The sequence below is a fragment of the Parahaliea mediterranea genome (assembly GCF_003402235.1).
Classification (GTDB): Bacteria; Pseudomonadota; Gammaproteobacteria; order Pseudomonadales; family Halieaceae; genus Parahaliea; species Parahaliea mediterranea.
Genome location: NZ_QEWO01000001.1, coordinates 394,264 through 418,630, shown reverse-complemented (window position 1 = coordinate 418,630; position 24,367 = coordinate 394,264). Strand labels below are relative to the sequence as shown.

At 64.9% G+C, this 24,367-nt stretch carries 23 protein-coding genes and 2 tRNA genes; 24 read left to right on the top strand and 1 reads right to left on the bottom strand.

Annotated elements, in window-relative coordinates:
* Positions 1–136: 136 nt before the first annotated feature.
* The 12 genes from DDZ17_RS01740 (at position 137) to DDZ17_RS01685 (ending at position 12,220) form a co-directional block, all read left to right on the top strand.
* Positions 137–1,606, top strand: a complete 1,470-nt coding sequence (locus tag DDZ17_RS01740) for a glyceraldehyde-3-phosphate dehydrogenase (protein ID WP_116364231.1) — start codon at positions 137–139, stop codon at positions 1,604–1,606.
* Positions 1,607–1,843: 237 nt separating this feature from the next.
* Positions 1,844–3,193, top strand: coding sequence for a Na(+)-translocating NADH-quinone reductase subunit A (locus tag DDZ17_RS01735; protein ID WP_116364230.1), 1,350 nt, complete (start codon positions 1,844–1,846; stop codon positions 3,191–3,193).
* Positions 3,194–3,197: 4 nt separating this feature from the next.
* Positions 3,198–4,397: an NADH:ubiquinone reductase (Na(+)-transporting) subunit B gene (locus DDZ17_RS01730; RefSeq protein ID WP_116364229.1), complete on the top strand. Its 1,200-nt coding sequence runs from the start codon at positions 3,198–3,200 to the stop codon at positions 4,395–4,397.
* Positions 4,387–5,160: a Na(+)-translocating NADH-quinone reductase subunit C gene (locus DDZ17_RS01725; RefSeq protein ID WP_116364228.1), complete on the top strand. Its 774-nt coding sequence runs from the start codon at positions 4,387–4,389 to the stop codon at positions 5,158–5,160. Before DDZ17_RS01730 ends, DDZ17_RS01725 begins: the two co-directional genes overlap by 11 nt.
* A gap of 1 nt (position 5,161) precedes the next feature.
* The gene (locus DDZ17_RS01720; protein ID WP_116364227.1) at positions 5,162–5,824 is read left to right on the top strand and encodes an NADH:ubiquinone reductase (Na(+)-transporting) subunit D; all 663 of its coding nucleotides are present in this window, start codon (positions 5,162–5,164) and stop codon (positions 5,822–5,824) included.
* Positions 5,825–6,433 carry an NADH:ubiquinone reductase (Na(+)-transporting) subunit E gene (gene nqrE / locus DDZ17_RS01715; RefSeq protein WP_116364226.1) on the top strand — a complete coding sequence of 203 codons (609 nt, stop codon included), beginning with the start codon at positions 5,825–5,827 and terminating at the stop codon, positions 6,431–6,433. It abuts the gene before it with no gap.
* A gap of 18 nt (positions 6,434–6,451) precedes the next feature.
* The gene (gene nqrF, locus DDZ17_RS01710; RefSeq protein WP_116364225.1) at positions 6,452–7,678 is read left to right on the top strand and encodes an NADH:ubiquinone reductase (Na(+)-transporting) subunit F; all 1,227 of its coding nucleotides are present in this window, start codon (positions 6,452–6,454) and stop codon (positions 7,676–7,678) included.
* Positions 7,679–8,776 (top strand): FAD:protein FMN transferase, encoded by a 1,098-nt coding sequence (locus tag DDZ17_RS01705; protein ID WP_116364224.1) that lies wholly within the window; start codon positions 7,679–7,681, stop codon positions 8,774–8,776.
* A 2-nt stretch (positions 8,777–8,778) separates the two neighbouring features.
* Positions 8,779–9,012, top strand: a complete 234-nt coding sequence (gene nqrM / locus DDZ17_RS01700; RefSeq protein WP_116364223.1) for a (Na+)-NQR maturation NqrM — start codon at positions 8,779–8,781, stop codon at positions 9,010–9,012.
* 37 nt (positions 9,013–9,049) lie between these two features.
* Positions 9,050–10,312: a lipoprotein-releasing ABC transporter permease subunit gene (locus tag DDZ17_RS01695; protein ID WP_241505751.1), complete on the top strand. Its 1,263-nt coding sequence runs from the start codon at positions 9,050–9,052 to the stop codon at positions 10,310–10,312.
* The gene (locus tag DDZ17_RS01690) at positions 10,305–10,985 is read left to right on the top strand and encodes an ABC transporter ATP-binding protein (RefSeq protein ID WP_116364222.1); all 681 of its coding nucleotides are present in this window, start codon (positions 10,305–10,307) and stop codon (positions 10,983–10,985) included. The genes DDZ17_RS01695 and DDZ17_RS01690 overlap by 8 nt, the downstream gene beginning before the upstream one ends.
* Complete coding sequence (locus DDZ17_RS01685; protein ID WP_116364221.1) at positions 10,982–12,220, top strand: lipoprotein-releasing ABC transporter permease subunit; 1,239 nt, start codon at positions 10,982–10,984, stop codon at positions 12,218–12,220. The genes DDZ17_RS01690 and DDZ17_RS01685 overlap by 4 nt, the downstream gene beginning before the upstream one ends.
* On the opposite strand, the gene DDZ17_RS01680 is transcribed toward DDZ17_RS01685, so the two are convergent.
* Positions 12,217–12,750, bottom strand: a complete 534-nt coding sequence (locus DDZ17_RS01680; RefSeq protein ID WP_116364220.1) for a DUF2062 domain-containing protein — start codon at positions 12,748–12,750, stop codon at positions 12,217–12,219. The genes DDZ17_RS01685 and DDZ17_RS01680 overlap by 4 nt on opposite strands.
* Positions 12,751–12,870: 120 nt before the next feature.
* Between DDZ17_RS01680 and DDZ17_RS01675 the strand changes: the two genes are divergently transcribed.
* The 12 genes from DDZ17_RS01675 to DDZ17_RS01620 all read left to right on the top strand — a co-directional run bounded on the left by DDZ17_RS01675 (position 12,871) and on the right by DDZ17_RS01620 (position 24,290).
* Positions 12,871–15,225, top strand: coding sequence for a DNA internalization-related competence protein ComEC/Rec2 (locus DDZ17_RS01675; RefSeq protein ID WP_116364219.1), 2,355 nt, complete (start codon positions 12,871–12,873; stop codon positions 15,223–15,225).
* A 70-nt stretch (positions 15,226–15,295) separates the two neighbouring features.
* The gene (locus tag DDZ17_RS01670) at positions 15,296–15,919 is read left to right on the top strand and encodes a MotA/TolQ/ExbB proton channel family protein (RefSeq protein ID WP_116364218.1); all 624 of its coding nucleotides are present in this window, start codon (positions 15,296–15,298) and stop codon (positions 15,917–15,919) included.
* A complete protein-coding gene (locus DDZ17_RS01665) occupies positions 15,916–16,347 on the top strand; it encodes an ExbD/TolR family protein (protein ID WP_116364217.1) in 432 nt (143 codons plus the stop codon). Before DDZ17_RS01670 ends, DDZ17_RS01665 begins: the two co-directional genes overlap by 4 nt.
* 4 nt (positions 16,348–16,351) lie before the next feature.
* Positions 16,352–18,184 (top strand): lipid A export permease/ATP-binding protein MsbA, encoded by a 1,833-nt coding sequence (gene msbA / locus DDZ17_RS01660; RefSeq protein ID WP_116364216.1) that lies wholly within the window; start codon positions 16,352–16,354, stop codon positions 18,182–18,184.
* The gene (lpxK, locus tag DDZ17_RS01655; protein ID WP_116364215.1) at positions 18,184–19,179 is read left to right on the top strand and encodes a tetraacyldisaccharide 4'-kinase; all 996 of its coding nucleotides are present in this window, start codon (positions 18,184–18,186) and stop codon (positions 19,177–19,179) included. Before msbA ends, lpxK begins: the two co-directional genes overlap by 1 nt.
* Before the next feature lie 40 nt (positions 19,180–19,219).
* Positions 19,220–19,990: a 3-deoxy-manno-octulosonate cytidylyltransferase gene (gene kdsB / locus DDZ17_RS01650; RefSeq protein ID WP_206613406.1), complete on the top strand. Its 771-nt coding sequence runs from the start codon at positions 19,220–19,222 to the stop codon at positions 19,988–19,990.
* A complete protein-coding gene (locus tag DDZ17_RS01645) occupies positions 19,987–20,481 on the top strand; it encodes a low molecular weight protein-tyrosine-phosphatase (RefSeq protein ID WP_116364213.1) in 495 nt (164 codons plus the stop codon). The genes kdsB and DDZ17_RS01645 overlap by 4 nt, the downstream gene beginning before the upstream one ends.
* Positions 20,465–21,493 (top strand): UDP-N-acetylmuramate dehydrogenase, encoded by a 1,029-nt coding sequence (gene murB / locus DDZ17_RS01640; RefSeq protein WP_157976393.1) that lies wholly within the window; start codon positions 20,465–20,467, stop codon positions 21,491–21,493. The genes DDZ17_RS01645 and murB overlap by 17 nt, the downstream gene beginning before the upstream one ends.
* Complete coding sequence (uvrC, locus tag DDZ17_RS01635; RefSeq protein ID WP_116364211.1) at positions 21,490–23,316, top strand: excinuclease ABC subunit UvrC; 1,827 nt, start codon at positions 21,490–21,492, stop codon at positions 23,314–23,316. The genes murB and uvrC overlap by 4 nt, the downstream gene beginning before the upstream one ends.
* A 10-nt stretch (positions 23,317–23,326) precedes the next feature.
* A complete protein-coding gene (gene pgsA / locus DDZ17_RS01630) occupies positions 23,327–23,896 on the top strand; it encodes a CDP-diacylglycerol--glycerol-3-phosphate 3-phosphatidyltransferase (RefSeq protein WP_116364210.1) in 570 nt (189 codons plus the stop codon).
* Between the two features lie 105 nt (positions 23,897–24,001).
* A tRNA-Gly gene (locus tag DDZ17_RS01625) sits at positions 24,002–24,077 on the top strand.
* Between the two features lie 139 nt (positions 24,078–24,216).
* Positions 24,217–24,290: transfer RNA gene (locus DDZ17_RS01620), tRNA-Cys, on the top strand.
* Positions 24,291–24,367: the final 77 nt, after the last annotated feature.

Genomic DNA, 24,367 nt, shown 5'->3' with positions numbered 1-24,367 from the left:
CTTTGGGCGTGCGGGTGGCCGAGCGGTTCAAAGCGGGTGTAAATATGCCCGGGCGCCTTGCCCCGGGGGGGAGGGGTGAGGATAATACGCGCGCCCGAAAACCCGACCCGACCCGCACCAACAAAGGTATTCCACAGTGAGCGAACGCAAAAGAGAGCGCCCGGCAGACTACTTCCGGGACTGGAAAGAGCGCGAAGCGCTGGCCGAAGGCATGATTCCGCTGGTGGGGCAGTTGTCCCGCGAGCGCAACGTCAAGTGCTACGTTTACGGCAAGTCACTGGTGAACCGCTCTGTGCTGGAGATCATGAAAGATCACCGCTACGTGCGCCAGGTCGAGGAAAACGAGCTGTCCGAGTTCGAAACCTTCCCGGTACTGGAAGCCCTGAGCAAGCTGGCCCTGGGCTCCGCCCACATCGACATCGGCCGCCTGGCGGTTGACTACTACGACCGCGGCCACGGCGCTGGCAAGTCCATTGAAGAATATGTTACCGAGCAGGTCAGCGACCTGATCGGCTGCACCGAGAAGCCCGTGGCCGAGCCCCGGGACGTGGTGCTTTACGGTTTTGGCCGTATCGGCCGCCTGATGGCCCGTATCCTGATCGACAAGACCGACGGCGGCGACAGCCTGCGCCTGCGCGCGGTGGTGGTGCGCAAGGGCAAAGCGCCCAACGACCTGGTCAAGCGCGCCAGCCTGCTGCGCCGCGACTCCGTGCACGGCGCCTTCGAGGGCACCATCCGGGTCGACGAGGAGCATGGCTCCTTCGTCGCCAACGGCAACGAAGTGAAAGTGATCTACGCCGATTCACCCGCTGAGGTGGACTACACCGAGTACGGCATCAACAACGCCATTGTGGTGGACAACACCGGCGTCTGGCGCGACGAGGACGGCCTGTCCCAGCACCTCAAGTGCCCCGGGGTGAGCAAGGTGATCCTCACCGCGCCCGGCAAGGGCGACATGAAGAACGTGGTGGCCGGCATCAACCATGACATCATTGAAGATTCCGACACCATCATCTCCGCCGCGTCCTGCACCACCAACGCCATTGTGCCGCCGCTGAAGGCCATCGATGACGAGTACGGGATTGTCACCGGCCACGTGGAGACGGTGCACGCCTACACCAACGACCAGAACCTGATCGACAACTACCACAAGGCCGAGCGCCGTGGCCGCAGCGCGCCCTTGAACATGGTGCTCACCGAAACCGGCGCCGCCAAGGCGGTGGCCAAGGTGCTGCCGAAGCTGCAGGGCAAGCTCACCGGCAACGCCATCCGCGTGCCCACGCCGAATGTGTCCATGGCCATCCTGAACCTGACCCTGGGCCGCGCTACCGACAAGGAAGCACTGAACGAGTACATGCGCAACGTGGCACTGCACTCGCCCATGCGCAAGCAGATCGACTACTCCAACTCGCCCGAGGTGGTGTCGTCGGATTTTGTTGGCTCCCGCCACGCCTGCATCTACGACGCCCAGGCCACCATCGTCAACGGCACCCAGGCCGTGGTCTACCTGTGGTACGACAACGAGTTTGGCTACAGCTGCCAGGTGTACCGCATTCTCGAACAAATGGCCGGTATCGATTACCGGGTCTATCCGAAGGAGGCGTAAGCCGCCGGGCAGGGTAAACACCTGCCCGCAATCCGATAGCTGCCCCCCGTTGCGACAGTGGTCATGCGGGGGGGCATTCCGCTATAATGCGCGCGGCTCGAATCCGGGTGGCAGAATTTGCCTGTTTTTACGGCAATAAATGCTAACTGACGCGCTTGTTCCGGCAGCGGATCGCCGGACTCAATCGGGTCTCCAGTCGCTATATTTAATGTTGTTCTCAATCTGCAGGCAGATCGTATGATCAAGATCAAGCGGGGCCTGAATATCCCTTTACAGGGTGCGCCCCAGCAAACCATTGACAATGCCCCTGCCGCCCGCGCTGTTGCGCTGGTCGGTTTTGACTATGTCGGCATGAAACCCACCATGGAAGTGGCGGTGGGTGACACCGTTAAAGCCGGGCAACTGCTGTTCACCGACAAAAAGACCGAGGGCGTGCGCTACACCGCACCCGCCGGTGGCACCGTTGCCGCCATCAACCGCGGCGCCAAGCGCGTGCTGCAATCGGTGGTCATTGAAGTCGGCGCCGATGAATCCTTCGAGAGTTTCCCTGCGCACGATGCTGCTGCCGCCCGCGCCCTGGACGGTGCCGCCGTGCGCGAGCAGCTGGTGCAGAACGGCCTGTGGACAGCCCTGAGAACCCGCCCCTTCAGCAAGGTGCCGGCACCGGGCAGCGAGGCCGCGGCCCTGTTTGTGACCGCCATCGACACCCAGCCCCTGGCGGCCGACCCCGCGCTGGTGATTGCCGAGCAGGCGGAGGCCTTTGGCCTGGGCCTGGATTTGCTGGCCAAACTGGTCGCGGGCCCGCTCTACCTGTGCAAGGCCGCCGGTGCCGATGTGCCCGCCGGCAGCGCCAGCAATATTGAAGTGCATGAATTTGCCGGCCCGCACCCTGCGGGGCTGGCGGGTACCCACATCAACCTGCTGCGCGGTGGCGTCACCGTCGACAAGCCGGTGTGGACCATCGGCTACCAGGACGTGATTGCCATCGGCCGCACCTTCCTGGACGGCAAACTCTATACAGGCCGCGTGATTTCCCTCGGTGGCCCCCAGGTGGAGCAGCCGCGACTGCTGCGCACCCGCATCGGTGCCGACCTGCAGGCCCTGTGCGCCGGCCAGGTGAAAGACGGCGAAAACCGCATTGTGTCCGGCTCCGTGCTGGGCGGGCGCGCCACCCAGGCACCCACTGCCTACCTGGGGCGCTACCACAACCAGGTGTCGGTCCTGCTGGAAGGGCGCCAGCGCGAGTTCCTGCGCTACCTGAGCCCCGGCGCCCAGCGCCACTCGGCCCTCGGCATCTACCTGAGCAACCTGTTCGGCAGCAAGCCCCTGGCCATGACTACCAACACCAACGGCTCCGAGCGCGCCATGGTGCCGGTGGGCACTTACGAGCGCGTGGTGCCCATGGACATGCTGCCCACCCAGCTGCTGCGCGCGCTGATCGTCGGCGACACCGAAACGGCCCAGGCCCTGGGTTGCCTGGATCTGGACGAGGAAGATCTGGCGCTTTGCACCTATGTTTGTCCGGGCAAGTACGAATACGGCCCCATCCTCAGGGACAACCTGACACGCATCGAGAAGGAGGGTTAATCCCGTGGGACTGCGCAAGATTCTCGACAACATGGAACACCACTTCCAGGACGGTGGCCGCTACCAGAACTGGTACGCCCTGTATGAAGCGGTGGACACCATCTTCTATTCCCCCGGCTCGGTGACCAAGAGCAACGCCCATGTGCGCGACGGTGTAGACCTCAAGCGCATCATGATCACGGTGTGGTTCTGCGCCTTCCCGGCCATGTTCTACGGCATGTACAACCTGGGCTTCCAGGCCAACGACGTGATTGCCGCCCACGGCGGTGCCGTTGACGGCTGGCGCGGTGCCCTGATCGGCCTGTTCGGCGGCTACGACGCCGGCAGCCTGTGGGACTGCTTCTTCTTTGGCGCCCTGTACTTCCTGCCCATTTACCTGGTGACCTTCGCCGTTGGCGGTTTCTGGGAAGTGCTGTTTGCCATGAAACGCGGCCACGAGGTGAACGAAGGCTTCTTCGTGACCTCCATCCTGTTTGCCCTGACCTGCCCGCCGGACATCCCCCTGTGGCAGGTGGCCCTGGGCATCAGCTTTGGTGTGGTGATCGGCAAGGAAGTGTTTGGCGGCACCGGCAAGAACTTCCTCAACCCGGCACTCACCGGCCGCGCCTTCCTGTACTTTGCCTACCCGGCTTCCATGTCCGGCGATGCGGTATGGACAGCCGTTGACGGCTACACCGGCGCCACCCCGCTGTCTGTGGTGGCCTCCGGCGGTATGCCGGCGCTGCAGGAGCAGTGGACCTGGATGGACGCCTTCCTCGGCAACCTGCCGGGCTCCATTGGCGAAACCTCCACCCTGGCCATCCTCATCGGCGGCGCCGTGCTGCTGATGATGCGCATTGCCGCCTGGCGCATTGTGGCCGGCGTGTTCCTGGGCATGGTGGCGCTGTCCACCCTGTTCAACCTGGTGGGCTCGGATACCAACCCGGCCTTCGCCATGCCCTGGTACTGGCACCTGGTCACCGGTGGCTTTGCCTTCGGCATGATGTTCATGGCCACCGACCCGGTATCCGCGGCCATGACCAATGGCGGCAAGTGGGCCTACGGGATTCTCATCGGCCTCATGGCCGTGCTGATCCGCGTGATGAACCCGGCCTTCCCCGAGGGCATCATGCTCGCCATTCTGTTCGGCAACATCTTCGCTCCGCTGACGGACCACTTTGTGATCCAGGCCAACATCAAACGGAGGCTCGCCCGTGTCCAGTAACGACGGTATCAAGAAAACACTGATCGTTGCCTTCTCCCTGTGCATCGTGTGCTCCGTGGTGGTCTCCACCGCCGCGGTGGTGCTCAAGCCCACCCAGGAGGCCAACAAAACCCTCGATCGCAAGCGCAACATCCTGGCTGCCGCAGGCATGCTGGAAGAGGGCGTGTCCATCGACAAGCAGTTTGAGCAGGTAGAAACCCGCATTGTCGATCTGCGCACTGGCAAATACAGCGACGCGGTGGACCCGAAAAGTTACGACCAGCGCAAGGCGTCCAAGGACCCGTCCACCTCAAAGACCCTGAGCCAGGACGAGGACATCGCCAAGATCAAGCGCCGCGCTGATTTTGCCGAGGTTTACCTGGTCAACGACGAGCAGGGCGAACTGGACAAGATCATCCTGCCGGTTCACGGTTACGGCCTGTGGTCCACCCTCTATGGCTTTATGGCCCTGGAGTCCGACCTCAACACCGTCGTCGGCCTGGGCTTTGCCGAGCACGGCGAAACCCCCGGGCTCGGTGGCGAAGTGGACAACCCCAGTTGGAAGGCCAAGTGGCCCGGCAAAAAGGTGTACAAGGACGGCGACGTTGAGCTCGGCCTGATCAAAGGCACCGTCGACCCGTCCAGCGCCAATGCCGAATGGCAGGTGGATGGCCTGTCTGGCGCCACCCTGACCTCCAACGGGGTCAGCAACCTGGTGCAGTTCTGGCTGGGTGAGCAGGGCTACCAGCCCTTTATCGAAAACCTGAAAGCCGGGGAGGCCTGAGATGTCTGAGATGAAGGAAACACTCACGCAGCCCATCCTGCGTAACAACCCCATCGCCCTGCAGATCCTGGGGATCTGCTCCGCCCTGGCGGTAACCACCTCCCTGCAGGTGACCGTGGTCATGTGTATCGCCCTGACCAGCGTTACGGCGTTCTCCAACCTCTTTGTGTCCTGCATCCGCAAGCACATCCCGGGCAGCATCCGCATCATTGTGCAGATGATCATCATTGCCTCGTTGGTGATTGTGGTGGACCAGGTGCTCAAGGCCTACGCCTTTGAAATTAGCAAGCAGCTGTCGGTCTTCGTCGGCCTGATCATCACCAACTGTATCGTGATGGGCCGCGCCGAAGCCTTCGCCATGAAGAACCCGCCGCTGCCGAGCTTTGTTGACGGTATTGGCAATGGCCTGGGCTACTCAGTGGTGCTGCTGGTGGTGGCCTTCTTCCGCGAGCTGTTTGGCGCCGGCAAGCTGTTTGGCTACCAGGTACTGCCGGTGGTGACCGAAGGCGGCTGGTACAACCCCAACGGCCTGATGCTGCTGGCGCCCAGCGCCTTCTTCCTGATTGGCCTGTTCATCTGGGCCCTGCGCAGCTGGGACAAGAGCCAGGTGGAAGCGCCGGACTACAAGATGGCCAAACACACCGCAGTCGAGGAGGCCGCGTAAATGGAACACTATCTGAGCCTGTTTATCCGTGCCGTGTTCATCGAGAACATGGCCCTGGCCTTCTTCCTCGGCATGTGTACCTTCCTGGCGATTTCCAAGAAGGTACAGGCGGCCATTGGCCTTGGCATTGCCGTGGTGGTGGTGCTCACCATCACCGTGCCGGTCAACAACCTGATCTACAACTACCTGCTGGCCGATGGCGCACTGGCCTGGGCCGGGCTGCCGGATGTGGATTTGAGCTTCCTGGGCCTGCTGTCCTACATCGGGGTGATTGCCGCCATCGTGCAGATCATGGAGATGTTCCTCGACAAGTTCGTGCCGGCGCTCTACAACGCCCTTGGCGTGTTCCTGCCGCTGATCACCGTGAACTGCGCCATCATGGGTGCCTCCCTGTTCATGGTCGAGCGCGACTACACCTTTGGTGAGAGTGTGGCCTTTGGCGCCGGTGCGGGTGTGGGCTGGGCGCTGGCCATTGTGGCCCTGGCGGGCATTCGCGAGAAGCTGAAGTACTCCGATATTCCCGAAGGCCTGCGTGGCCTGGGTATCACCTTCATTACCGTCGGCCTGATGTCGCTGGGCTTCATGTCCTTCGGCGGCATCTCCATCTAAGCGCGACGAGAGGTAGCAATGGAAACCAACACTATTTTTCTCGGCGTCGGCATGTTCACCGCGATCGTGCTGGCGCTGGTGTTTATCATTCTGTTTGCCCGCTCCCGGCTGGTCAGCAGTGGTGATGTAAACATCGAGATCAACGGCGAGAAGACCATCACCGTGCCCGCCGGCGGCAAATTGCTGCAGACCCTGTCTGAAACCGGCCTGTTCCTGCCCTCCGCCTGCGGCGGCGGCGGAACCTGCGCCCAGTGCAAATGCATAGTGAACGAGGGCGGCGGCTCCATGCTGCCCACCGAGGAATCCCACTTCACCCGCCGTGATGCCGCCGAGGGCTGGCGCCTGTCCTGCCAGACCGCGGTCAAGCAGGACATGAAGATCGAGGTGCCCGAGGAAGTGTTCGGCGTGAAGCAGTGGGAGTGCACGGTGGAATCCAACCCCAACGTGGCCACCTTCATCAAGGAGCTGACCCTGCGCCTGCCCGAGGGCGAGAACGTGGACTTCCGCGCCGGCGGTTACGTGCAGTTGGAATGCCCGCCGCACCTGGTCAAGTACGAAGACTTCGACATCGACGAAGAGTACCGCGGCGACTGGGAGCGTTTTGGCTTCTTCAAGCTGCAGTCGGAAGTCAAGGAGCCGGTGATTCGCGCCTACTCCATGGCCAACTACCCGGAAGAAAAGGGCGTGGTGAAGTTCAACATCCGTATCGCCACCCCGCCTCCCGGCAGCGAGGGCATTCCCTGCGGCCAGATGTCGTCCTGGGTGTTCAACCTCAAGCCTGGCGACAAGGTGACCGTGTACGGTCCCTTCGGTGAGTTCTTCGCCAAGGATACCGACGCCGAGATGGTCTTCATCGGTGGTGGTGCCGGTATGGCGCCCATGCGTTCGCACATCTTCGACCAGCTCAAGCGCCTGGGCAGCAAGCGCAAGATATCCTTCTGGTACGGCGCGCGCTCCCTGCGCGAGATGTTCTACCAGGACGAGTACGACATGCTGGCCGCGGAGAACGACAACTTCGAGTGGCACGTGGCTCTGTCCGACCCCCAGCCGGAGGACAACTGGAACGGCCTGACCGGCTTCATTCACAACGTGCTGTTTGAAGAGTACCTGAAGAACCACCCGGCGCCGGAGGACTGCGAGTTCTACATGTGTGGCCCGCCGATGATGAACGCCGCGGTGATCCAGATGCTGACCGACCTCGGCGTGGAGCCGGAGAACATCATGCTGGACGACTTCGGCGGCTAGGTGAATACCCTGACGCCCAACGCAAAAAGCCACTCCCCGGGGTGGCTTTTTTGTGTGCTGCTGGCCCTGGCGGGTCTGCTCGGCGCCTGCGGCGAACAGGCCGGCAGCGACGCGGGCGATACAGTACGCCTGGCCGGCGATACCATGGGCACCACCTGGCACGTGACCTACACCGCCCTGGCGGCGGCGCCCGATCCCCTGCAGGTGCAGGCGGCGCTGGAGGCGGAGCTGGAAGCTGTCAACCAGAGCATGTCCACCTATCGCGAGGATGCCGAGATCAGCGTGTTCAACCGGCATCCGGTGGGGCAGTGGCTGGCGGTGTCGGAGCCGTTTCTGACCGTGTTGCAGGCCGCGCTGGCGATCGGTGAGCAGAGCGGCGGCGCCTACGATGTGACCGTGGCCCCGCTGGTCAACCTGTGGGGCTTTGGGCCGGGCAGGGGGGGCGACGCGGTGCCCGCTGCCGAGGCGGTGGCGGCCCTGCGTGAGCAGGTTGGCCAGCGCTACCTTGAGGTGGACCCCCAAGGCGGGCGAGTGCGTAGAACGCGCGCTGTGAGCCTGGATTTTTCTTCCATTGCCAAGGGTTACGCGGTGGATCGCCTGGCCAGCTACCTGCAGGCGCAACAAGTGGCGGATTTTCTTGTCGAAGTAGGTGGCGAGATGCGCCTCTCCGGGCGCAGCCCCCGGGGCGATGCATGGCGGATAGCCATCGAGCAGCCCACGGCAGGTGCCCGGGCGCCGTCGGTGGCCCTGTCGCTCAGCAACATCGCGGTGGCCACCTCGGGCGATTACCGGAACTTTTTTGAACTGGACGGCAAGCGCTACTCCCACAGCATCGACCCCCGCACCGGCTATCCGGTGGCTCATGACCTGGTGTCGGTGACGGTGCTGGCGGCGGATGCCATGCACGCCGACGCCTGGGCCACGGCACTGGAGGTGCTGGGTGCCGATGAGGCCATGCAGGTGGCCAGCCAGCAGGGGCTGGCGGTATATTTCATCCGGCGGCAGGGCGAGGGCTTTGCCGCCAGTCATACAGAGGCCTTTACCCCCTGGCTGGGTGAGGGCGCAACAGAGCCGGCCCCTGCTGGGCCGCAGAGGTGACTATGGCGATTTTTCTGATAAGTGCGCTGGTGTTTGCCGCGGTGATCGCCGCGATGGCCGTGGGTGTGATGGCCGGCAGGGCGCCCATCAAGGGCTCCTGCGGCGGTATTGGTGCCCTTGGCATCGACCAGAGCTGCGAGATTTGTGGCGGCGACCCCAAGCGCTGCGACGAGGAAACCCGCGGCAGCGAGGGCAGTGGCGGCGCCAGCTTCTACGACGCCAGCGACAAGCGCTAGGCTCCACCGGTAGACCAGCAGCAGGGACGCGCGGCGCTTGCGGGCACTCTCGACATTTTCTGATCACTACGCACTGTTCATCGGCCTGCGCTACAGCTTCAGCCGCAAGCGCAGCCGTTTCACCGGGCTGATCGCCCTGGTGTCCATGCTGGGCATGGTGCTGGGTGTGGCCAGCCTGATCACCGTGCTGTCGGTGATGAACGGCTTTGCCGGCGAATTGCGCCAGCGCATTCTGTCGCTGGTGCCCCATGCCTACCTGGAATCCACCACTGGTGGCATTGCCGACTGGCCCGCGCTGGCCGAGCGGGTACGCCAGCAGAGCGGGGTGATTGCCGCCTCGCCCTACATCAGCGACAAAGTGATTTTCAGCGGCCCCTACCTGATGCACGGCGGGGTATTGACTGCCATTGATACCGCCACCGAAGGCGGCGTGTCGCGCATGCCGCAGTCGCTGGTGGCCGGCTCACTGTCGGCGCTGGATGACACGCCGTTTTCAGTGGTTCTTGGCGCCTCCCTGGCCCGCCAGCTCGGCGTGATGCCGGGCGATAGCGTGGAGGTGACCCTGCCGCGCATTACTGTCACGCCCCTGGGGGCCTTCCCGCGCAGCAAGCGCTTGCAGGTGGTGGGGCTGTTCGAGGTGGGCGCCCAGCCGGATACCTACCAGGCCTATGTGTCACTCGCCACCGGCCAGAAGCTGTTCGGCGAGAAGGGCCGGGTGGAGGGCCTGCAGGTGAAAACCGAAGACCTGTACCGCGCACCGGCCATCGCCGCCCAGCTGCGCCCCATGCTGCCGCAGGGCATCGAGGTGCGCGACTGGAGCCAGACCCAGGGCTCGCTGTTCAGGGCCGTCAAAATGGAGAAGATCATGGTCAGCCTGTTGCTGCTCAGCGTGGTGGCGGTGGCCGCCTTCAATATCGTATCGACCCTGGTGATGTCGGTGGCGGAAAAGCGCCGCGACATTGCCGTGTTGCGCACGATGGGGGCCAGCGCCCGGGGCGTGATGGCGGTGTTTGTGGCTCACGGGCTGGGGCTGGCACTGGCCGGCATCAGCCTGGGCGCGCTGCTGGGCATGCTGCTGGCCTCCTACATTGCACCGGTTACGGCGTTTCTGGAGGGCTTGCTTGGGGTCAAGCTGTTTGATCCCAATGTGTATTTCATCAGCGAGTTGCCCTCTGTTTTGATGGGGCGCGATGTGGTGGTGGTGGTGCTGGCCTCGCTGCTGCTCAGCCTGCTGGCCACCCTGTACCCGGCCTGGCGCGCCGCCCAGGTGGCGCCGGCGGAGGTGCTGCGCTATGAGTGAGGCGGTGTTGCGCTGCGAAAACCTGGGCCGCGTGTACAGCGACGGCGACCAGCACGTGCAGGTGCTGGACGGGGTGAACTTTACCCTGCTGCCCGGCGAGACCGTTGCCGTGGTGGGCGCGTCCGGCTCCGGCAAATCCACCCTGCTCAACCTGCTGGGGGGACTGGACGACCCGAGCAGCGGCCGGGTGCTGATGGCGGGGCAGGATATGGCCGCCCTGGATGAGCGCGCCCGCTGCCGCCTGCGCAATGCCCGCATGGGTTTCGTGTACCAGTTTCACCACCTGCTGCCGGAGTTTGATGCCGCCGAGAATGTGGCCATGCCGCTGCTGATTGCTGGCGAGTCCCGCTCGCGCGCCGCCGAGCGCGCCGCCGCCATGCTGGCCCGGGTGGGGATGGACCATCGCCTGGCGCACCGGCCGGGCCAGTTGTCCGGCGGAGAGCGTCAGCGGGTGGCCATTGCCCGCGCGCTGGTGGCCGCGCCGGATGTGGTGCTGATGGACGAACCCACCGGCAACCTCGACCCGGATTCCGCCGCCCAGGTGCTGGCGCTGATCGACGAACTGGGTCAGGAACAGGCGGCCTTTGTGGTGGTCACCCACGACCCGGGCATTGCCGCGCGCATGCACCGCACGCTGGAACTGGTACAGGGCAGGTTGCAGGCGCGCCCGTGAGTTTCGCCGAGAAACTGCGCATTGCCCTGCGCTACAGCTTCGCTTTCGGACGCGGGCACCTTTCCACCTTTCTGTCGTCCCTGTCCATGCTCGGCCTGGTGCTGGCCATTACGCTGCTGATTACCGTGCTGTCGGTGATGAACGGCTTTGACCGGGAAATGCGCGAGCGCATTCTGTCGCTGGTGCCGCACATTACGTTGCAGGCCCACCAGGGCATGAGTGACTGGCGTGCGCGTATCGGGCCGGTACTGGCCCACCCCGACGTGGTGGCGGTGCGGCCCTTTGTGCAGTTTAACGCCCTGTTCATGCAGGGGCGGCGCATTGAAACGGCCCAGGGTCTGGGGGTTGTGAGCAGCGGTGAGATGGGCGCGCTGCTGACCAGCATCGGCCAGGACGCGCTCATCGACTTTATGGGCACGCCCAACGGCCTGGTGCTGGGGCGCGGCTTGGCCGAGCGCCTGGCGGTGCAGCCCGGCGACAGCCTGACCCTGATTGTGCCCGGGCAGGCGAAGGGCGAGCGGGCCAGCGCAACCCGCTTTGTTCAGGTGCAGCTGTGCGGTGTGCTGGACACGGGCACAGAGCTGGATGAAAGCGTGGCGCTGGTTGATATCAACTTCGCCCGGGGCAAGCTTTCCGCCGAGGGCGCCGTGAGCGGCCTGCAGGTGGAAACCTCAGACCTGTTCGACGTGGCCCGCATCGGCTGGGAACTGGTGCAGAACCTGCCGCCCGGCTACTACGCCACCAACTGGATGCAGACCCACGGCAACCTGTACGCGGCCATCCAGCTGTCGCGCGATCTGGTGTCCATCCTGCTGTTCTCCATCATCGCCGTGGCCGCCTTCAATGTGGTGTCTTCCCTGGTGCTGGTGGTGTTCGACAAGCAGGGCGACATCGCCATCCTGCGCACCCTGGGGGCCAGCGGCGGTGATATCGGCTGGGTGTTTGTGCTGCAGGGGGCGGTGATCGGGCTGGTGGGAGCGGTGCTCGGCTGCCTGTTCGGCATCGGGCTCGCCCTGGCGGTGCCCACCCTGGTGGAGGGCCTGGAGCGCTTGCTGAACTACCGCTTCCTCAGCACCGATGTGTACCCGGTGTCCTTTTTGCCGGTGGACGTGCTGGCGTCCGACGTGCTGCTGGTGGGCGGAGTGGCCTGGGGCATGTGCGTACTGGCGGCGCTGTATCCGGCCCTGCGCGCCGCGCGCCTGGCGCCGGCCCGCATCCTGCACCAGGACGCCTAGCGGGCTTTGCCTGCCTGCTGGCGCCGCAGCTTGCGCGCCTTCCAGCGGTTGGCCACGTGCAGCCGCCACAGCATGCTGATCACAAAATAACCCAGCGAGCCGAAAAACAGTCCGCAGACCAGGCAGCCCAGTAGCAGGGGTTGCCAGATGGCGTGCAGGCTTTCGCTGGCCCACTCCAGGCTGAGCTGGAAGTGCATGAACTGCACCGGCTCGTTGATCAGCAGGGCGCCCACCCGATAGGCCAGGTAGAACACGGCGGGGATGGTCACGGGGTTGGTGACCCAGATCAGGGTGACCGCCAGGGGCAGGTTGCAGCGCACCAGAATGGCCAGTAGTGCGGCAATCACCATCTGCCCAGGCAGGGGAATAAAGGCAACGAACAGGCCGATAAAAAACGCCATCGATGCCGAGTAGCGGTTGATGTGCCAGAGATTGGGCTGGTAAATCCAGTCCCCCAGAAACCCCAGCACCTTGATCTCCCGCAGCCGGGCCGGGGAGGGCATGATCTGTTTGAGGGTGTGCTTGGGCATCGCTGGCCTGAATTGGTGTGTGATCCCCTAACCGCCTGTGGTCGACTGGGCGCCTTGACGCCAGGCGTCGCAACGGCAGGGGCCGGCTATTATGCCCACAATCGCCGGGGTTGCCCACTGATGGCCGCAGGCTTGATGGGCGCAGGCTTGAAGGCCGCATGGCCGCTGGCGCTGGCCGCCGGGCTGTTGCTGACCGGGTGGCTGCCGCAGCTTCCGGGCCCGGTGTTGCAGGTGGCGCTGTTGCTGGCGGCCCTGCTGTTGGTGATATGGCGCCGGCCAGGCGCCCGCGCGATGGCGGCGTTGATCGCCGGCGTGCTGATTGCCAGCCACTTCGGTCAGGCTTTGTTGTCCCACACCCTGCCACAGGACTGTGTGCGTTTGCCAATCGCCGTGGAGGGCCGGGTGGTTTCACTGCCGCGCGTCAGCCACTTTGATGCCGACACCCGCCAGCAGCGCTTTGAGTTTGCGCTGCAGTCCGTGAGCCCGGCGCGCTGCGCGGGGCCGCGCAAGGTGCTGCTGTCCTACTATGGCGATGCCTCCATGAGCCCCGGCGAGCACTGGCGCTTCGAGGTGCTGCTCAGGCGGCCCTGGGGGCTGGTCAACCCCGGCTCCTTCAACATGCAGGCCTGGTTTGCCCAGACCGGCATCGACGCCACCGGCAGCGTGCGCAGCCCAGCCGGCGCCGCCCGCCGGCTGGGCAGTGCACCGCAAGGGGCCTGGCACCACCGCGTGCGCGCCAGCCTGAGTGGGCGTATTGCCAGGCTCGACTTGCCTCTGGACAGCCAGGCCGTGCTGCAGGCGGTGACCGTGGCTGATCGCAGCGCGTTGGGCAGCGACCTGTGGCGGCGCTTCCAGGTATTTGGCCTTAATCATTTGCTGGTGATCTCCGGCCTGCACGTTGGGCTGGTGGCCGGCCTTGGCTACCTCCTCGGGCGGGTGGCGCTGCTGCCGCTGCACCTGCGTGGCCATACCAGTTGGGCCCTTGGGTTGCCGGCCCTGTTGGCGCTGGTGCTGGCGGCACTGTACACAGCCCTGGCTGGCTTTTCTCTGGCCACGGTGCGCGCGCTGATCATGCTGCTCTGTGTGGTTGCGGCCAGCTTGCTGGGGCGTGGGGCAGGGGCCTGGAACAATCTGCTGCTGGCGGCGCTGCTACTGCTGTTGATCAATCCGCTGGCTGGCCTGGGTAGCGGCTTCTGGTTGTCCTTTGGGGCCGTGGCCTGCCTGCTGTGGCGATCAGTCTGGCTGGATGCCCAGCGCCACCGCGCCTGGCAGCTACCGCTCACCCACCTGTACATGGCCCTGGCCATGGTGCCCCTCGCCGGCGTCTGGTTTGGTGGCGCCAGCCTGGTGTCGGCCGCGGCCAACCTGTTGGCGGTGCCCTTGCTGGGCCTGTGGGTGGTGCCGCTTTCGCTGTTGGCGACCCTGCTGGCTCTGCTCGGCGCGCCGCTGGCCGATACCCTGTGGCAGTGGGCCGCAGCGCCGCTGAACAGCCTGCTGCCCCTGGCCGCCAGCCTGCAGCAGGCGCGCCCCGGTTGGCTCTACTGGCACTTCAGCGCAACGCCGCTGGAGCTGCTGCTGGCCACGATGGCGGTGGCGCTGGTGGCGCTGCCGTTGCGCCCGGGCCGGCGCTGGTTGGCCCTGTGCCTGCTGCTGACGCCGGCACTGTTGCCCCCGGTCCATCCCAGAACAGCCGGTAAAGACGCCGTGCACCTGTTGTTTATCGATGTGGGGCAGGGCACCTCGGTGCTGCTTTACAACCGCCAGCGTGCGTTGCTCTACGACACCGGCGGCGGCATCCCCGGGGGCGCCACCGTTGCCGATAGCGTGGTGCTGCCGCTGCTGCGCCAGCGAGGCATTCGCCGCCTGGACACGCTGGTGCTGAGCCACGGCGACAGCGACCACAGCGCCGGCTGGCCGGATGTGGTGCAGGCCCTGCCAGTGGGCGAAGTGCTCACCGGGGCCGACCTGGCGCTTGCCGGGAGCCGCCGCTGCATGGCCGGCAAAAGCTGGCAGTGGCCCGATGGCGCGGTGACCCTGCGGATTCTGGCGCCCGCGCAGGAGGCAAACCTGCAGCCGAACCTCACCAGCAACAATGCCTCCTGCGTGCTGCACATTCGCGTGGGTGATCAGCGGATTCTGCTGGCCGGTGACATCGACCGCGAGCGCGAGCGCGCCCTGGTGCGCTACTGGGGTGGTGAGCTGCAAAGCGACTGGCTGCTGGTGGGCCATCACGGCAGCCGCACCTCCAGCGCAGCGGCGTTTCTTAATCGGGTGGCGCCGGCCAATACGGTTATCAGCGCCGGTTATGCCAACCGCTTCGGGCACCCGCATGAGGAGGTGGTGGCACGTCTTGCGGCGCTGCCAAGCAGGGTGTGGCACAGCGCAAACGAAGGCGCGCTGGAGCTGGTTTTGCGCCCTGGCCGGGCCCCGGAGGTCATCGCCCACCGGCGCCTGCAACGCTACTACTGGCAGTAGGCCGTGCGCTTTCTCAGCCCCCGGCGCTGTGCGTATAATGGCGCGAATTTCGCTGTTACAGGACACAGGTGTGCTCGAACTGGTAACGGCAGGCGGCTGGTTGATGGTGCTGATCCTGCTCTGTTCTATTGTCGCGGTCGCGATCTGTATCGAACGTCTCTACACACTGAACCCGAAAAAAATTGCCCCGCCGCACCTGCTGGCCACGGTGTGGAAACAGCTCAAAGCCGGCGAAATCGACGCCAACCGCCTCAAGAGCCTGCGCCAGTCTTCGCCTTTGGGGCGTATTCTCGCGGCCGGCCTTGGCAACGCCCCCCATGGACGCGATGTGATGAAGGAGAGCATTGAAGAAGCCGCCAGCCATGTCATTCACGAACTGGAACGCTACCTGAACACCCTTGGCACCATCGCCGCGGTGGCGCCGCTGCTCGGGCTGCTGGGCACCGTGGTGGGCATGATCAAGGTGTTCGCCGAAATCATGGCCCAGGGCACGGGTAACGCCAGCGCCCTGGCCGGTGGTATTTCCGAAGCCTTGATCACCACGGCCGCCGGCCTCAGCGTGGCCATTCCGGCGCTGGTGATGCACCGCTATTTCAGCGGCCGCATCGACGGCATTGTGGTGGAGCTGGAGCAGGAGACCATCAAGCTGGTGGATGCCCTGCATTCGGAGCAGGGCGGGGAAGTCCGGCGTTGAAATTCCGCCGCCAAAGCCGCGAAGAGGTGGGCGTCAACCTGACCCCGCTGATTGATGTGGTGTTTCTGCTGCTGATCTTTTTCATGGTGTCCACCACCTTTACCCGGGAAACCCAGCTCAGTATCGACCTGCCCGAAGCCAACGGCGAGCCACGCGAGAGCGACGGCGAGCAGGTGGAAATACTGATCGATGAAGCCGGCACCTACCGCGTCAACGGCCAGCCCCTGGTGGATGAGCGCCCGCGCACCCTGCAGGCGGCAATCTACAAAGTGTCCGCCGGCGATACCACGCTGCCCATGATCATCACCGCAGATGCCCAGTCCAGTCACGAGTCGGTGGTGCGCGCCATGGACGCCGCCGGCCAGATGGGCTTTGTTCACCTCAGCATTACCACCCGGCAACCGGCCACCGCCGGCACGCCAAGGTAGCCCCATGCCCCGCCTGAACACCGCAAGCCGCCCCCTGCAAATGAGCGACTGGGCCCTGTACCGGCGCCTGCTGCGCTATGTATTGCCGTACTGGTACTTCTTTGCGCTCAGCATTGTTGGCTATGTGATCTACAGCCTCGGCAACGTGCTGCTGGCGGATATGATGCAGTTCTTGCTGGATTCCCTTGGCGAATCCACCAGCGCCGACAAGGGCATTATCGGCGGTATGGCCTATCGCCTGGCCGATCCCGGCGACATGACCACCCTGGAGTTTGCGCGCATCGCCGTGCCCATCGCCGCCATTGTGCTGGCCTTTACCCGGGCCATGGGCTACTTCGTGGGCACCTATTTTATGAGCCACGTGGCACGCAACCTGATTCACGAGCTGCGCTGCGAGCTGTTTGGCAAGATGCTGGTGGCGCCCAGCAGTTACTACGACCGCCACAGCCAGGGGGTGCTGATCTCCAAGATCACCTTCAATGTAGAGCAGGTTACCGGCGCCGCCACCAAGGCCCTCACCATCATCGTGCGCGAAGGGCTCACTGTTATCGCGCTGCTCAGTTACATGCTCTACCTCAACTGGCGCCTGTGTCTGGTGTTTTTTGCCGTGGCGCCTTTTATCGCCGTGGTTGTGCGTGTGGTGGGCAAGCATTTTCGTCGCTACAGCCGCCGCATCCAGTCGTCCATGGGCGACGTGACACAGGTCAGCAACGAAACCATTGGCGCCTACAAGGAAGTGCGCATTTTCGGCGCCCAGGCCCAGCAGGAGCAGCGCTTTCGCGCGGCCAGCGAATACAACCGCAACCAGACCCTGAAGCTGGCCTTTGCCGATGCCATGAGCACCCCGGTCATCCAGACCCTGCTGGCGGCGGCGCTGTCGGCCCTGGTGTGGTTTGCCTTGAATCCCAGCATCCTCGCCGGATTCTCGGCGGGCTCGCTGGTTGCCTTTCTCACTGCTGCCGGGCAGCTGGGCAAGCCGATACGCCAGCTGAGCGGTATCCAGAGTGTGATTCAGCGCGGCCTGGCCGCCTGCGAGGATATTTTCAACCAGCTCGACCAGGATTCCGAGCGCGATACCGGCAGCCTGCAGGTCGAGCGTGCGCGCGGCGAGATACGCTTCAATGATGTGAGTTTTGCCTACCCCGGCACCGACCAGCCGGTGCTGAACCATATCAACCTGCACATTCCGGCGGCCTCGTCGGTGGCCCTGGTGGGGCGCTCAGGCAGCGGCAAAAGCACCCTGGTGCAGTTGCTGGCGCGCTTTTACGACTGCACCGGCGGCGAGATCACCCTGGACGGAGTGGCCCTGCCGGATTACCGCCTGGCGGACCTGCGCGCGCAGATGGCGGTGGTGTCCCAGGACGTCAGCCTGTTTAACGACAGCATTCGCAATAACATTGCCTTTGGCGGCCTGCAGCACGCCGACGACGCGGCCATTCGTGCCGCGCTGGAGGCGGCCTACGCCGCGGAATTCATCGACCAGCTGCCGCAGGGCATGGACACCGTGCTCGGTGACGATGGCGGCGGCCTGAGTGGCGGCCAGCGCCAGCGCCTGGCCATAGCCCGGGCCATCCTCAAGGATGCGCCGGTGCTCATTCTCGACGAGGCCACCTCGGCGCTGGACAACGAATCCGAGCACCGTATCCAGCGCGCGCTGGAGGCCATCACCGCCAACCGCACCACGATTGTGATCGCGCACCGCCTGTCCACGGTCGAGAAGGCGGATCACATCGTCGTGATGGATGCCGGGCGCATCGTGGCCGAGGGCAGCCACACCCGCCTGCTGGCCGAAGGCGGCCTGTACGCCCAGCTGTATCACCAGGAATTCACCGACTGATGTCTGCCGCCCGGCGCCTGGAGCGAGCCTGGTACGACGGCGCGCCCTGGCTGTGCCTGCTGTGGCCCCTGGAAGCGCTGTTCCGCCTTGGCACGGCCCTGCGTCGCGCCCTGTACCGGCACGGCCTGCTGCAGCGCTACCGCGCGGCGGTGCCGGTGGTGGTGGTGGGCAACATCACCGTGGGTGGCACCGGCAAAACGCCAGTGGTCATCGCCCTGGTGGAAGCCCTGCAGGCCGCAGGCCTGTCGCCGGGCGTGGTGAGCCGCGGTTATGGTGCCAGCGCCGGGGGCTTTCCGCATCGCCTTGGCGCCGCCTCCACCGCCGCCGAGGCCGGCGACGAGCCGCTGCTGATCTTCCAGCGCACTGGCGCCCCCTGCGTGGTGGACCCGAAGCGGTCGCGTGCCGCCAGGGAGCTGGAGCGCAGCGGTGTCGATATCATCATCAGCGACGATGGTTTGCAGCACTACGCCCTGGCACGGGACCTGGAAATCGCCATCCTTGACGATGTCAGGCGCACCGGCAATGGCCACTGCCTGCCCGCCGGGCCCCTGCGCGAACCGCTCTCGCGCCTGCAGCACGTTGATTTCAGCCTGTACCGCGGCAGCGAGGATACCGCCCAGGGTGTGCGCTATCGGGCCGTGGCGGTGCAAAGCCTGGATGACCCAGCCCGGCACTACCCGCTATCGGCATTTGCCGGCGATAAAACCGTGCAGGCGGTGGCGGGCATTGGCCAGCCGGCGCAGTTTTTCGCTACCCTGCGCGCTGCGGGCCTTGCGGTGCAGGCCCATCGCTTTCCCGACCACCACGCCTACGTGGCCGAGGACTTTGCCAACCTGCCCGCCGGCCCCATTCTCATGACCGAGAAGGACGCGGTAAAATGCCGGGCGCTGCTGAGCGCCGCACGCCGCGCCCAGGCCTGGTTTTTGCGTATAGAGGCCGAACTCCCACAGCCGGTGATAGACCGGGTGGTGGCCCTGGCCAGGCGCGGGCGCTGATCCACCCTCATTTCACCAGCAAACGGTTGTTACCCTGACTATGCCATTTTCCGTTGTGATTCCCGCCCGCTATGCCTCCACCCGCCTGCCGGGCAAACCCCTGCAGTTGATTGCCGGGCTGCCCATGATCCAGCGCGTGTGGCAGCAGGCCCGCGCCAGCGGCGCCGGGCGCGTGGTGATTGCCACCGACGACGCGCGCATTGCCGACTGCGCGGCGGGTTTTGGCGCCGAGGTGTGCATGACCCGAGGCGACCATCCCTCCGGCACCGACCGCCTGCAGGAAGTGGCTGCCCAGCTCGGCTTTGCCGATGATCACATCGTGGTCAACGTACAGGGCGATGAGCCCCTGATACCGCCGACCGTGATCGACCAGGTGGCCGCCAACCTGGCCCGCCATCCCGATGCGGGCATCGCCACCCTGTGCGAGGCCATCGATTCGCTGGACGCCCTGCGGGACCCGAATGTAGTGAAAGTGGTGGCGGGGCAGAGCGGCATGGCGCTGTACTTCAGCCGTGCCACCATTCCCTGGCCGCGTGACGCCGGTGCAGCCGCCGGCGACTTGCAGACCATGCCGATGGGTGATTGGTACCGCCATATCGGCATCTACGCCTACCGCACGGACTTTTTACACCGCTACATCGACTGGGAGCCGGCCCCGCTGGAGCAACTCGAACAGTTGGAACAATTGCGGGCCCTGTACCACGGTGTCGGCATTCATGTGGAGGAGGCCCGCGCCGCGGTGCCGGGCGGGGTTGATACACCGGCAGACCTGGAGCGCTTGCGCCGCTACCTGGGGGAGGGTGCGCAATGAGCCACACAACACAGCCGCCAGTGAAGGTGCTTTTTGTCTGCCTGGGCAACATCTGCCGCTCGCCCACGGCCCACGCGGTGTTTGAGCACTGCGTGGCCGCGCAGGGCCTGTCGGAACGTATCCAGGTGGATTCCTGCGGCACTGGCGACTGGCATATCGGCCGCGCCCCAGACCGGCGCGCCATCGCCGCCGCGGCAACCCGCGGCTATCAGCTGCAGCACCTGCGCGCCCGGCAGGTTGCCCCGGGGGACTTCGACCAGTTCGACTACATCCTGGCCATGGATAACAGCAACCTGAAGGACCTGCAGGCCATGCGCCCCGCCGGTTTTACAGGCCACCTGGGACTTTTCCTCGCCTTTGGCGGCGACGCGGAGCGTGAAGTGCCGGACCCATACTACGGTGGCGATGAAGGCTTCGACCATGTGCTGGACCTCATCGAAGCGGCCAGCGGCGGCCTGCTGGCGGAGATTCGCGGTGCACATCAGCGCTGACACCGAACTGGCGACACTGAACACCCTGGCCCTGCAGGGCCGTGCGCGGGCCTTCGCCCGGGCAGAGGACGAAGCGGGGATCAACCACGCACTGGCCTTTGCCCGCGCCCAGGGGCTGGCGGTGGTGCCCTGGGGGCAGGGTAGCAACATTGTGGTGGCAGGCGATATCGATGCGCTGGTGCTGCAAGTGGCCAGCACCGGGCGCCAGGTGATTTCCCGTGACGATAACCGCCTGGTACTGCGCGTGGCGGCGGGGGAAAACTGGCACCGCCTGGTGGGCTGGACCGTGCAGCAGGGCTATGCGGGGCTGGCCAACCTGGCCCTGATTCCTGGCACCGTCGGCGCTGCGCCCATCCAGAATATCGGCGCTTATGGCGTGGAGCTGGCGCACTGCGTGGTGGCGGTGCACGGTGTGCGCATCGACAGTGGCGAGCCCCTTCGCCTTGGCGCCAGTGACTGCGCCTTTGGCTACCGCGACAGTATTTTCAAGGGCGAGCTGCGCGATGCGCTGGTGATCACGTCCGTGGATATCCAGCTGGATGAGCGGGCCGCGCCGGACTGCAGCTATCCCAGCCTGGCTGCCCAGCTCGCTGAAAACGGCATCATCCAGCCGACACCACAGCAGGTGTTCGACGCCGTGGTGAGCATCCGCCAGGCGCGCCTGCCGGACCCGGCCGTGCAGCCCAACGCGGGTAGCTTTTTCAAAAACCCGGTGGTGCCTGCCGCGCAGGCGGCGGCGCTGTTGCGCGCAGAACCGGCCATGCCGAGCTTCGCCGCCGGAAACGGTGAGGTCAAAATACCCGCCGCATGGCTGATCGAACGCTGCGGTTGGAAGGGGGTTGAGCGCAAGGGGGTAGGGGTTCACGCGGCCCACTCGCTGGTGCTGGTGAACAGCGGCGCCAACAGCGGCCAACGCCTGCTGCAGCTGGCTGCGGAAATCTGCGCATCGGTGCAGGCCAGGTTTGGCATTGGGCTGGATATCGAGCCGCGCATCTACGGCGCGCCGGCATGAGTGAGTTTGACCACAAGTCCTTCCTCAAGCGCCTGACCACACGCCCGGGCGTGTACCAGATGTACAACGCCGAGCGCGAGCTGCTCTATGTCGGCAAGGCCAAAAACCTGCGCAATCGGGTTTCCAGTTACTTTCGCGCCAGCGGCCTGACGGAAAAAACCATGGCCCTGGTGAGTCGCATTGCCGACATCCAGGTCACCGTCACCTCCACCGAGGTGGATGCCCTGCTGCTTGAGCACAACCTGATCAAAACCCATCACCCGCCTTACAACATCCTGTTGCGGGATGACAAAAGCTATCCCTATATCTTCCTGTCCAGCGAAGATACCTACCCGCGCCTCAGCCTGCACCGCGGCGCCAAGCGGCGCAAAGGCACGTATTTCGGCCCCTATCCCAGCGCCGCGGCGGTGCGTGAATCCCTGCACTTTCTGCAAAAGATCTTCAAGGTGCGCCAGTGCGAAGACAGCTACTTCCGCAATCGCTCGCGGCCCTGCCTGCAGTACCAGATTGACCGCTGTACCGCCCCCTGCGTAAAGGCGGTAACCGCCGCTGATTATGCCGAGCAGGTGGAAAACACCAGCCTGTTCTTGCGCGGCAAATCCCGCGAACTGATGGTACAGCTGGCGGACGACATGGAGCGGGCGGCCACCGAACTGAAATACGAAGAGGCCGCTCGTTACCGCGATCAGCTCAGCCAGCTGCAGCACGTGCAGGCCACCCAGGGTATCGAGGGCGGCAGTGGCGACCTGGATATTCTCGCTGCCGCGCTGGATCGCGGCCGCGCCTGCGTGCAGGTCCTGTTTGTTCGTGGCGCCCGCGTGCTCGGCAGCAAAACCTACTACCCGCCGCTCAAGCTCGAAGAGAGCGAGGCCGATGTGCTGGCCGCCTTTTTGCCCCAGTATTACCTGGGCGGTGAACGGCAGATACCGCCGGATATCGTACTCAATGCCCTGCCGGCGGATGCCGACACCATTGCCGAGGCCTTCAGCCTGCACAGCGGGCGCCGGGTGCGCCTGCGTGCCCGGGTGCGCGAGGCCCGGGCGCGCTGGCTGCAACTGGCGGTACAAACCGCCCAGACCAACCTGGCGGCCCACCTGTCCGGGCGCGAAACCACCCTGGCCCGGGTGCAGGCCCTGCAGGCGGAACTCGGATTGGACGAGCTGCCCGAACGCATGGAGTGCTTTGACATCAGCCACAGCGCTGGCGAAGCCACCGTGGCGTCCTGCGTAGTGTTCGACCAGGACGGGCCGCGCAAGGGCGACTATCGCAAATTCAACATTGAAGGCGTGGCCGCCGGCGACGATTACGGCGCCATGCAGCAGGCCCTGGAGCGGCGCTATAAACGCCTGCAGTCCGGGGAGGGCGTTCTGCCAGACGTGCTGTTGATCGACGGTGGCAAGGGGCAGGTGGCCCAGGCCCTGGGTGTGCTGCAGGCCCTGGCGCTGCATGATATTACCGTGGTGGGCGTGGCCAAGGGCGTCACCCGCAAGGCGGGTTTTGAAACCCTGGTGATGGGGGCCAGCGGCAGGGAGCGGCAGCTTCCGGGGGACAGCCCCGCGCTGCACCTGATACAGTATATCCGCGACGAGGCGCACCGTTTTGCCATCACCGGCCACCGCGCCCGGCGCGATAAAGCACGCCGCCAGTCCCAACTGGAAGGGATTCCCGGGGTTGGCGCAAAGCGACGCCGGGAACTGCTGCGGCATTTTGGCAGCGCCCAGGGCGTGAAGAACGCCAGCGTCGACGAACTAAAAAAAGTGGGCGGCATCAGTGCCACCATGGCCCAGCAGATTTACGACCACCTGCACACGGCCGCAGACTAGGAGCACAAGCTTGCACGTCAACATTCCCAATGCGCTGACCATGCTGCGCATCTTCCTGATTCCCGTGCTGGTGCTGGTGTTTTACCTTCCCTTTGACAAGCACCTGCTGGTAGCGGCGGGCATCTTCGCCCTGGCGGCGGTCACCGACTGGTTCGACGGCTATCTGGCGCGGCGGCTCGACCAGATGACCTCCTTCGGCGCCTTCCTAGACCCCGTGGCCGACAAACTCATGGTAGCTGTGGCGCTGGTGCTGCTGGTGGAGCGGCACGACACCATCCTGTTTACCCTGGCGGCCTGCGTCATTATCGGCCGCGAAATCGTCATCTCCGCCCTGCGCGAGTGGATGGCCGAACTGGGGCAGCGCACCTCCGTGGCCGTGTCCTATGTGGGCAAGGTCAAAACCGCCTTCCAGATGGTGGCCATCGTCGGGCTTCTGGCCATCGACCCGGCCACCGACGAAAGCTGGTTGCTGGCCCTGTCCTACCTGATGCTGTACACCGCCGCCGTTCTGACCCTGTGGTCCATGATGATTTACCTGCGCGCGGCCCGCCAGGTGATGATCGAACACGCAAAGGCCTAGGGCGCTGGCTATAAAATCGCCCGGTTTCAGCAAGTTAGCGGAATTTTCTACGAAGGTTGTTGACTCCGGCGCCGCAATTCATACAATGGGCACCCTCTGTGTGAGGCGGGAATAGCTCAGTTGGTAGAGCGCAACCTTGCCAAGGTTGAGGTCGCCGGTTCGAACCCGGTTTCCCGCTCCAATCCTCACGTTGACGCGCAAACCCTTTGCAGTCGACCGGATTGAGGAGCTCGAAATGGTGCGCCATCCCGGCCGTTTCTCGCTCCAGCCCTCACATCCCAGGAGTTAAGACACGCGCCAGCGTATCGCTCCATCCCCATGGCTCGGTGGCAGAGTGGTTATGCAGCGGACTGCAACTCCGTGTACGCCGGTTCGATTCCGACCCGAGCCTCCATTTACCTCTTGAATAGCGTCACTTGGTATCACGCCAAGGCACTCGCTATGCCCTAAATACCCCGTAAACACTGGCTT

What these genes read in the sequence shown, in the direction of transcription:
- DDZ17_RS01735 (WP_116364230.1), top strand. Translation starts at nt 1,844, where the DNA reads ATGATCAAGATCAAGCGGGGCCTGAATATCCCTTTACAGGGTGCGCCC.
- DDZ17_RS01645 (WP_116364213.1), top strand. Translation starts at nt 19,987, where the DNA reads ATGAGCCACACAACACAGCCGCCAGTGAAGGTGCTTTTTGTCTGCCTG.
- nqrE (WP_116364226.1), top strand. Translation starts at nt 5,825, where the DNA reads ATGGAACACTATCTGAGCCTGTTTATCCGTGCCGTGTTCATCGAGAAC.
- kdsB (WP_206613406.1), top strand. Translation starts at nt 19,220, where the DNA reads ATGCCATTTTCCGTTGTGATTCCCGCCCGCTATGCCTCCACCCGCCTG.
- uvrC (WP_116364211.1), top strand. Translation starts at nt 21,490, where the DNA reads ATGAGTGAGTTTGACCACAAGTCCTTCCTCAAGCGCCTGACCACACGC.
- DDZ17_RS01720 (WP_116364227.1), top strand. Translation starts at nt 5,162, where the DNA reads ATGTCTGAGATGAAGGAAACACTCACGCAGCCCATCCTGCGTAACAAC.
- lpxK (WP_116364215.1), top strand. Translation starts at nt 18,184, where the DNA reads ATGTCTGCCGCCCGGCGCCTGGAGCGAGCCTGGTACGACGGCGCGCCC.
- DDZ17_RS01690 (WP_116364222.1), top strand. Translation starts at nt 10,305, where the DNA reads ATGAGTGAGGCGGTGTTGCGCTGCGAAAACCTGGGCCGCGTGTACAGC.
- nqrF (WP_116364225.1), top strand. Translation starts at nt 6,452, where the DNA reads ATGGAAACCAACACTATTTTTCTCGGCGTCGGCATGTTCACCGCGATC.
- nqrM (WP_116364223.1), top strand. Translation starts at nt 8,779, where the DNA reads ATGGCGATTTTTCTGATAAGTGCGCTGGTGTTTGCCGCGGTGATCGCC.
- msbA (WP_116364216.1), top strand. Translation starts at nt 16,352, where the DNA reads ATGCCCCGCCTGAACACCGCAAGCCGCCCCCTGCAAATGAGCGACTGG.
- DDZ17_RS01680 (WP_116364220.1), bottom strand. Translation starts at nt 12,750, where the DNA reads ATGCCCAAGCACACCCTCAAACAGATCATGCCCTCCCCGGCCCGGCTG.
- DDZ17_RS01675 (WP_116364219.1), top strand. Translation starts at nt 12,871, where the DNA reads ATGGCCGCAGGCTTGATGGGCGCAGGCTTGAAGGCCGCATGGCCGCTG.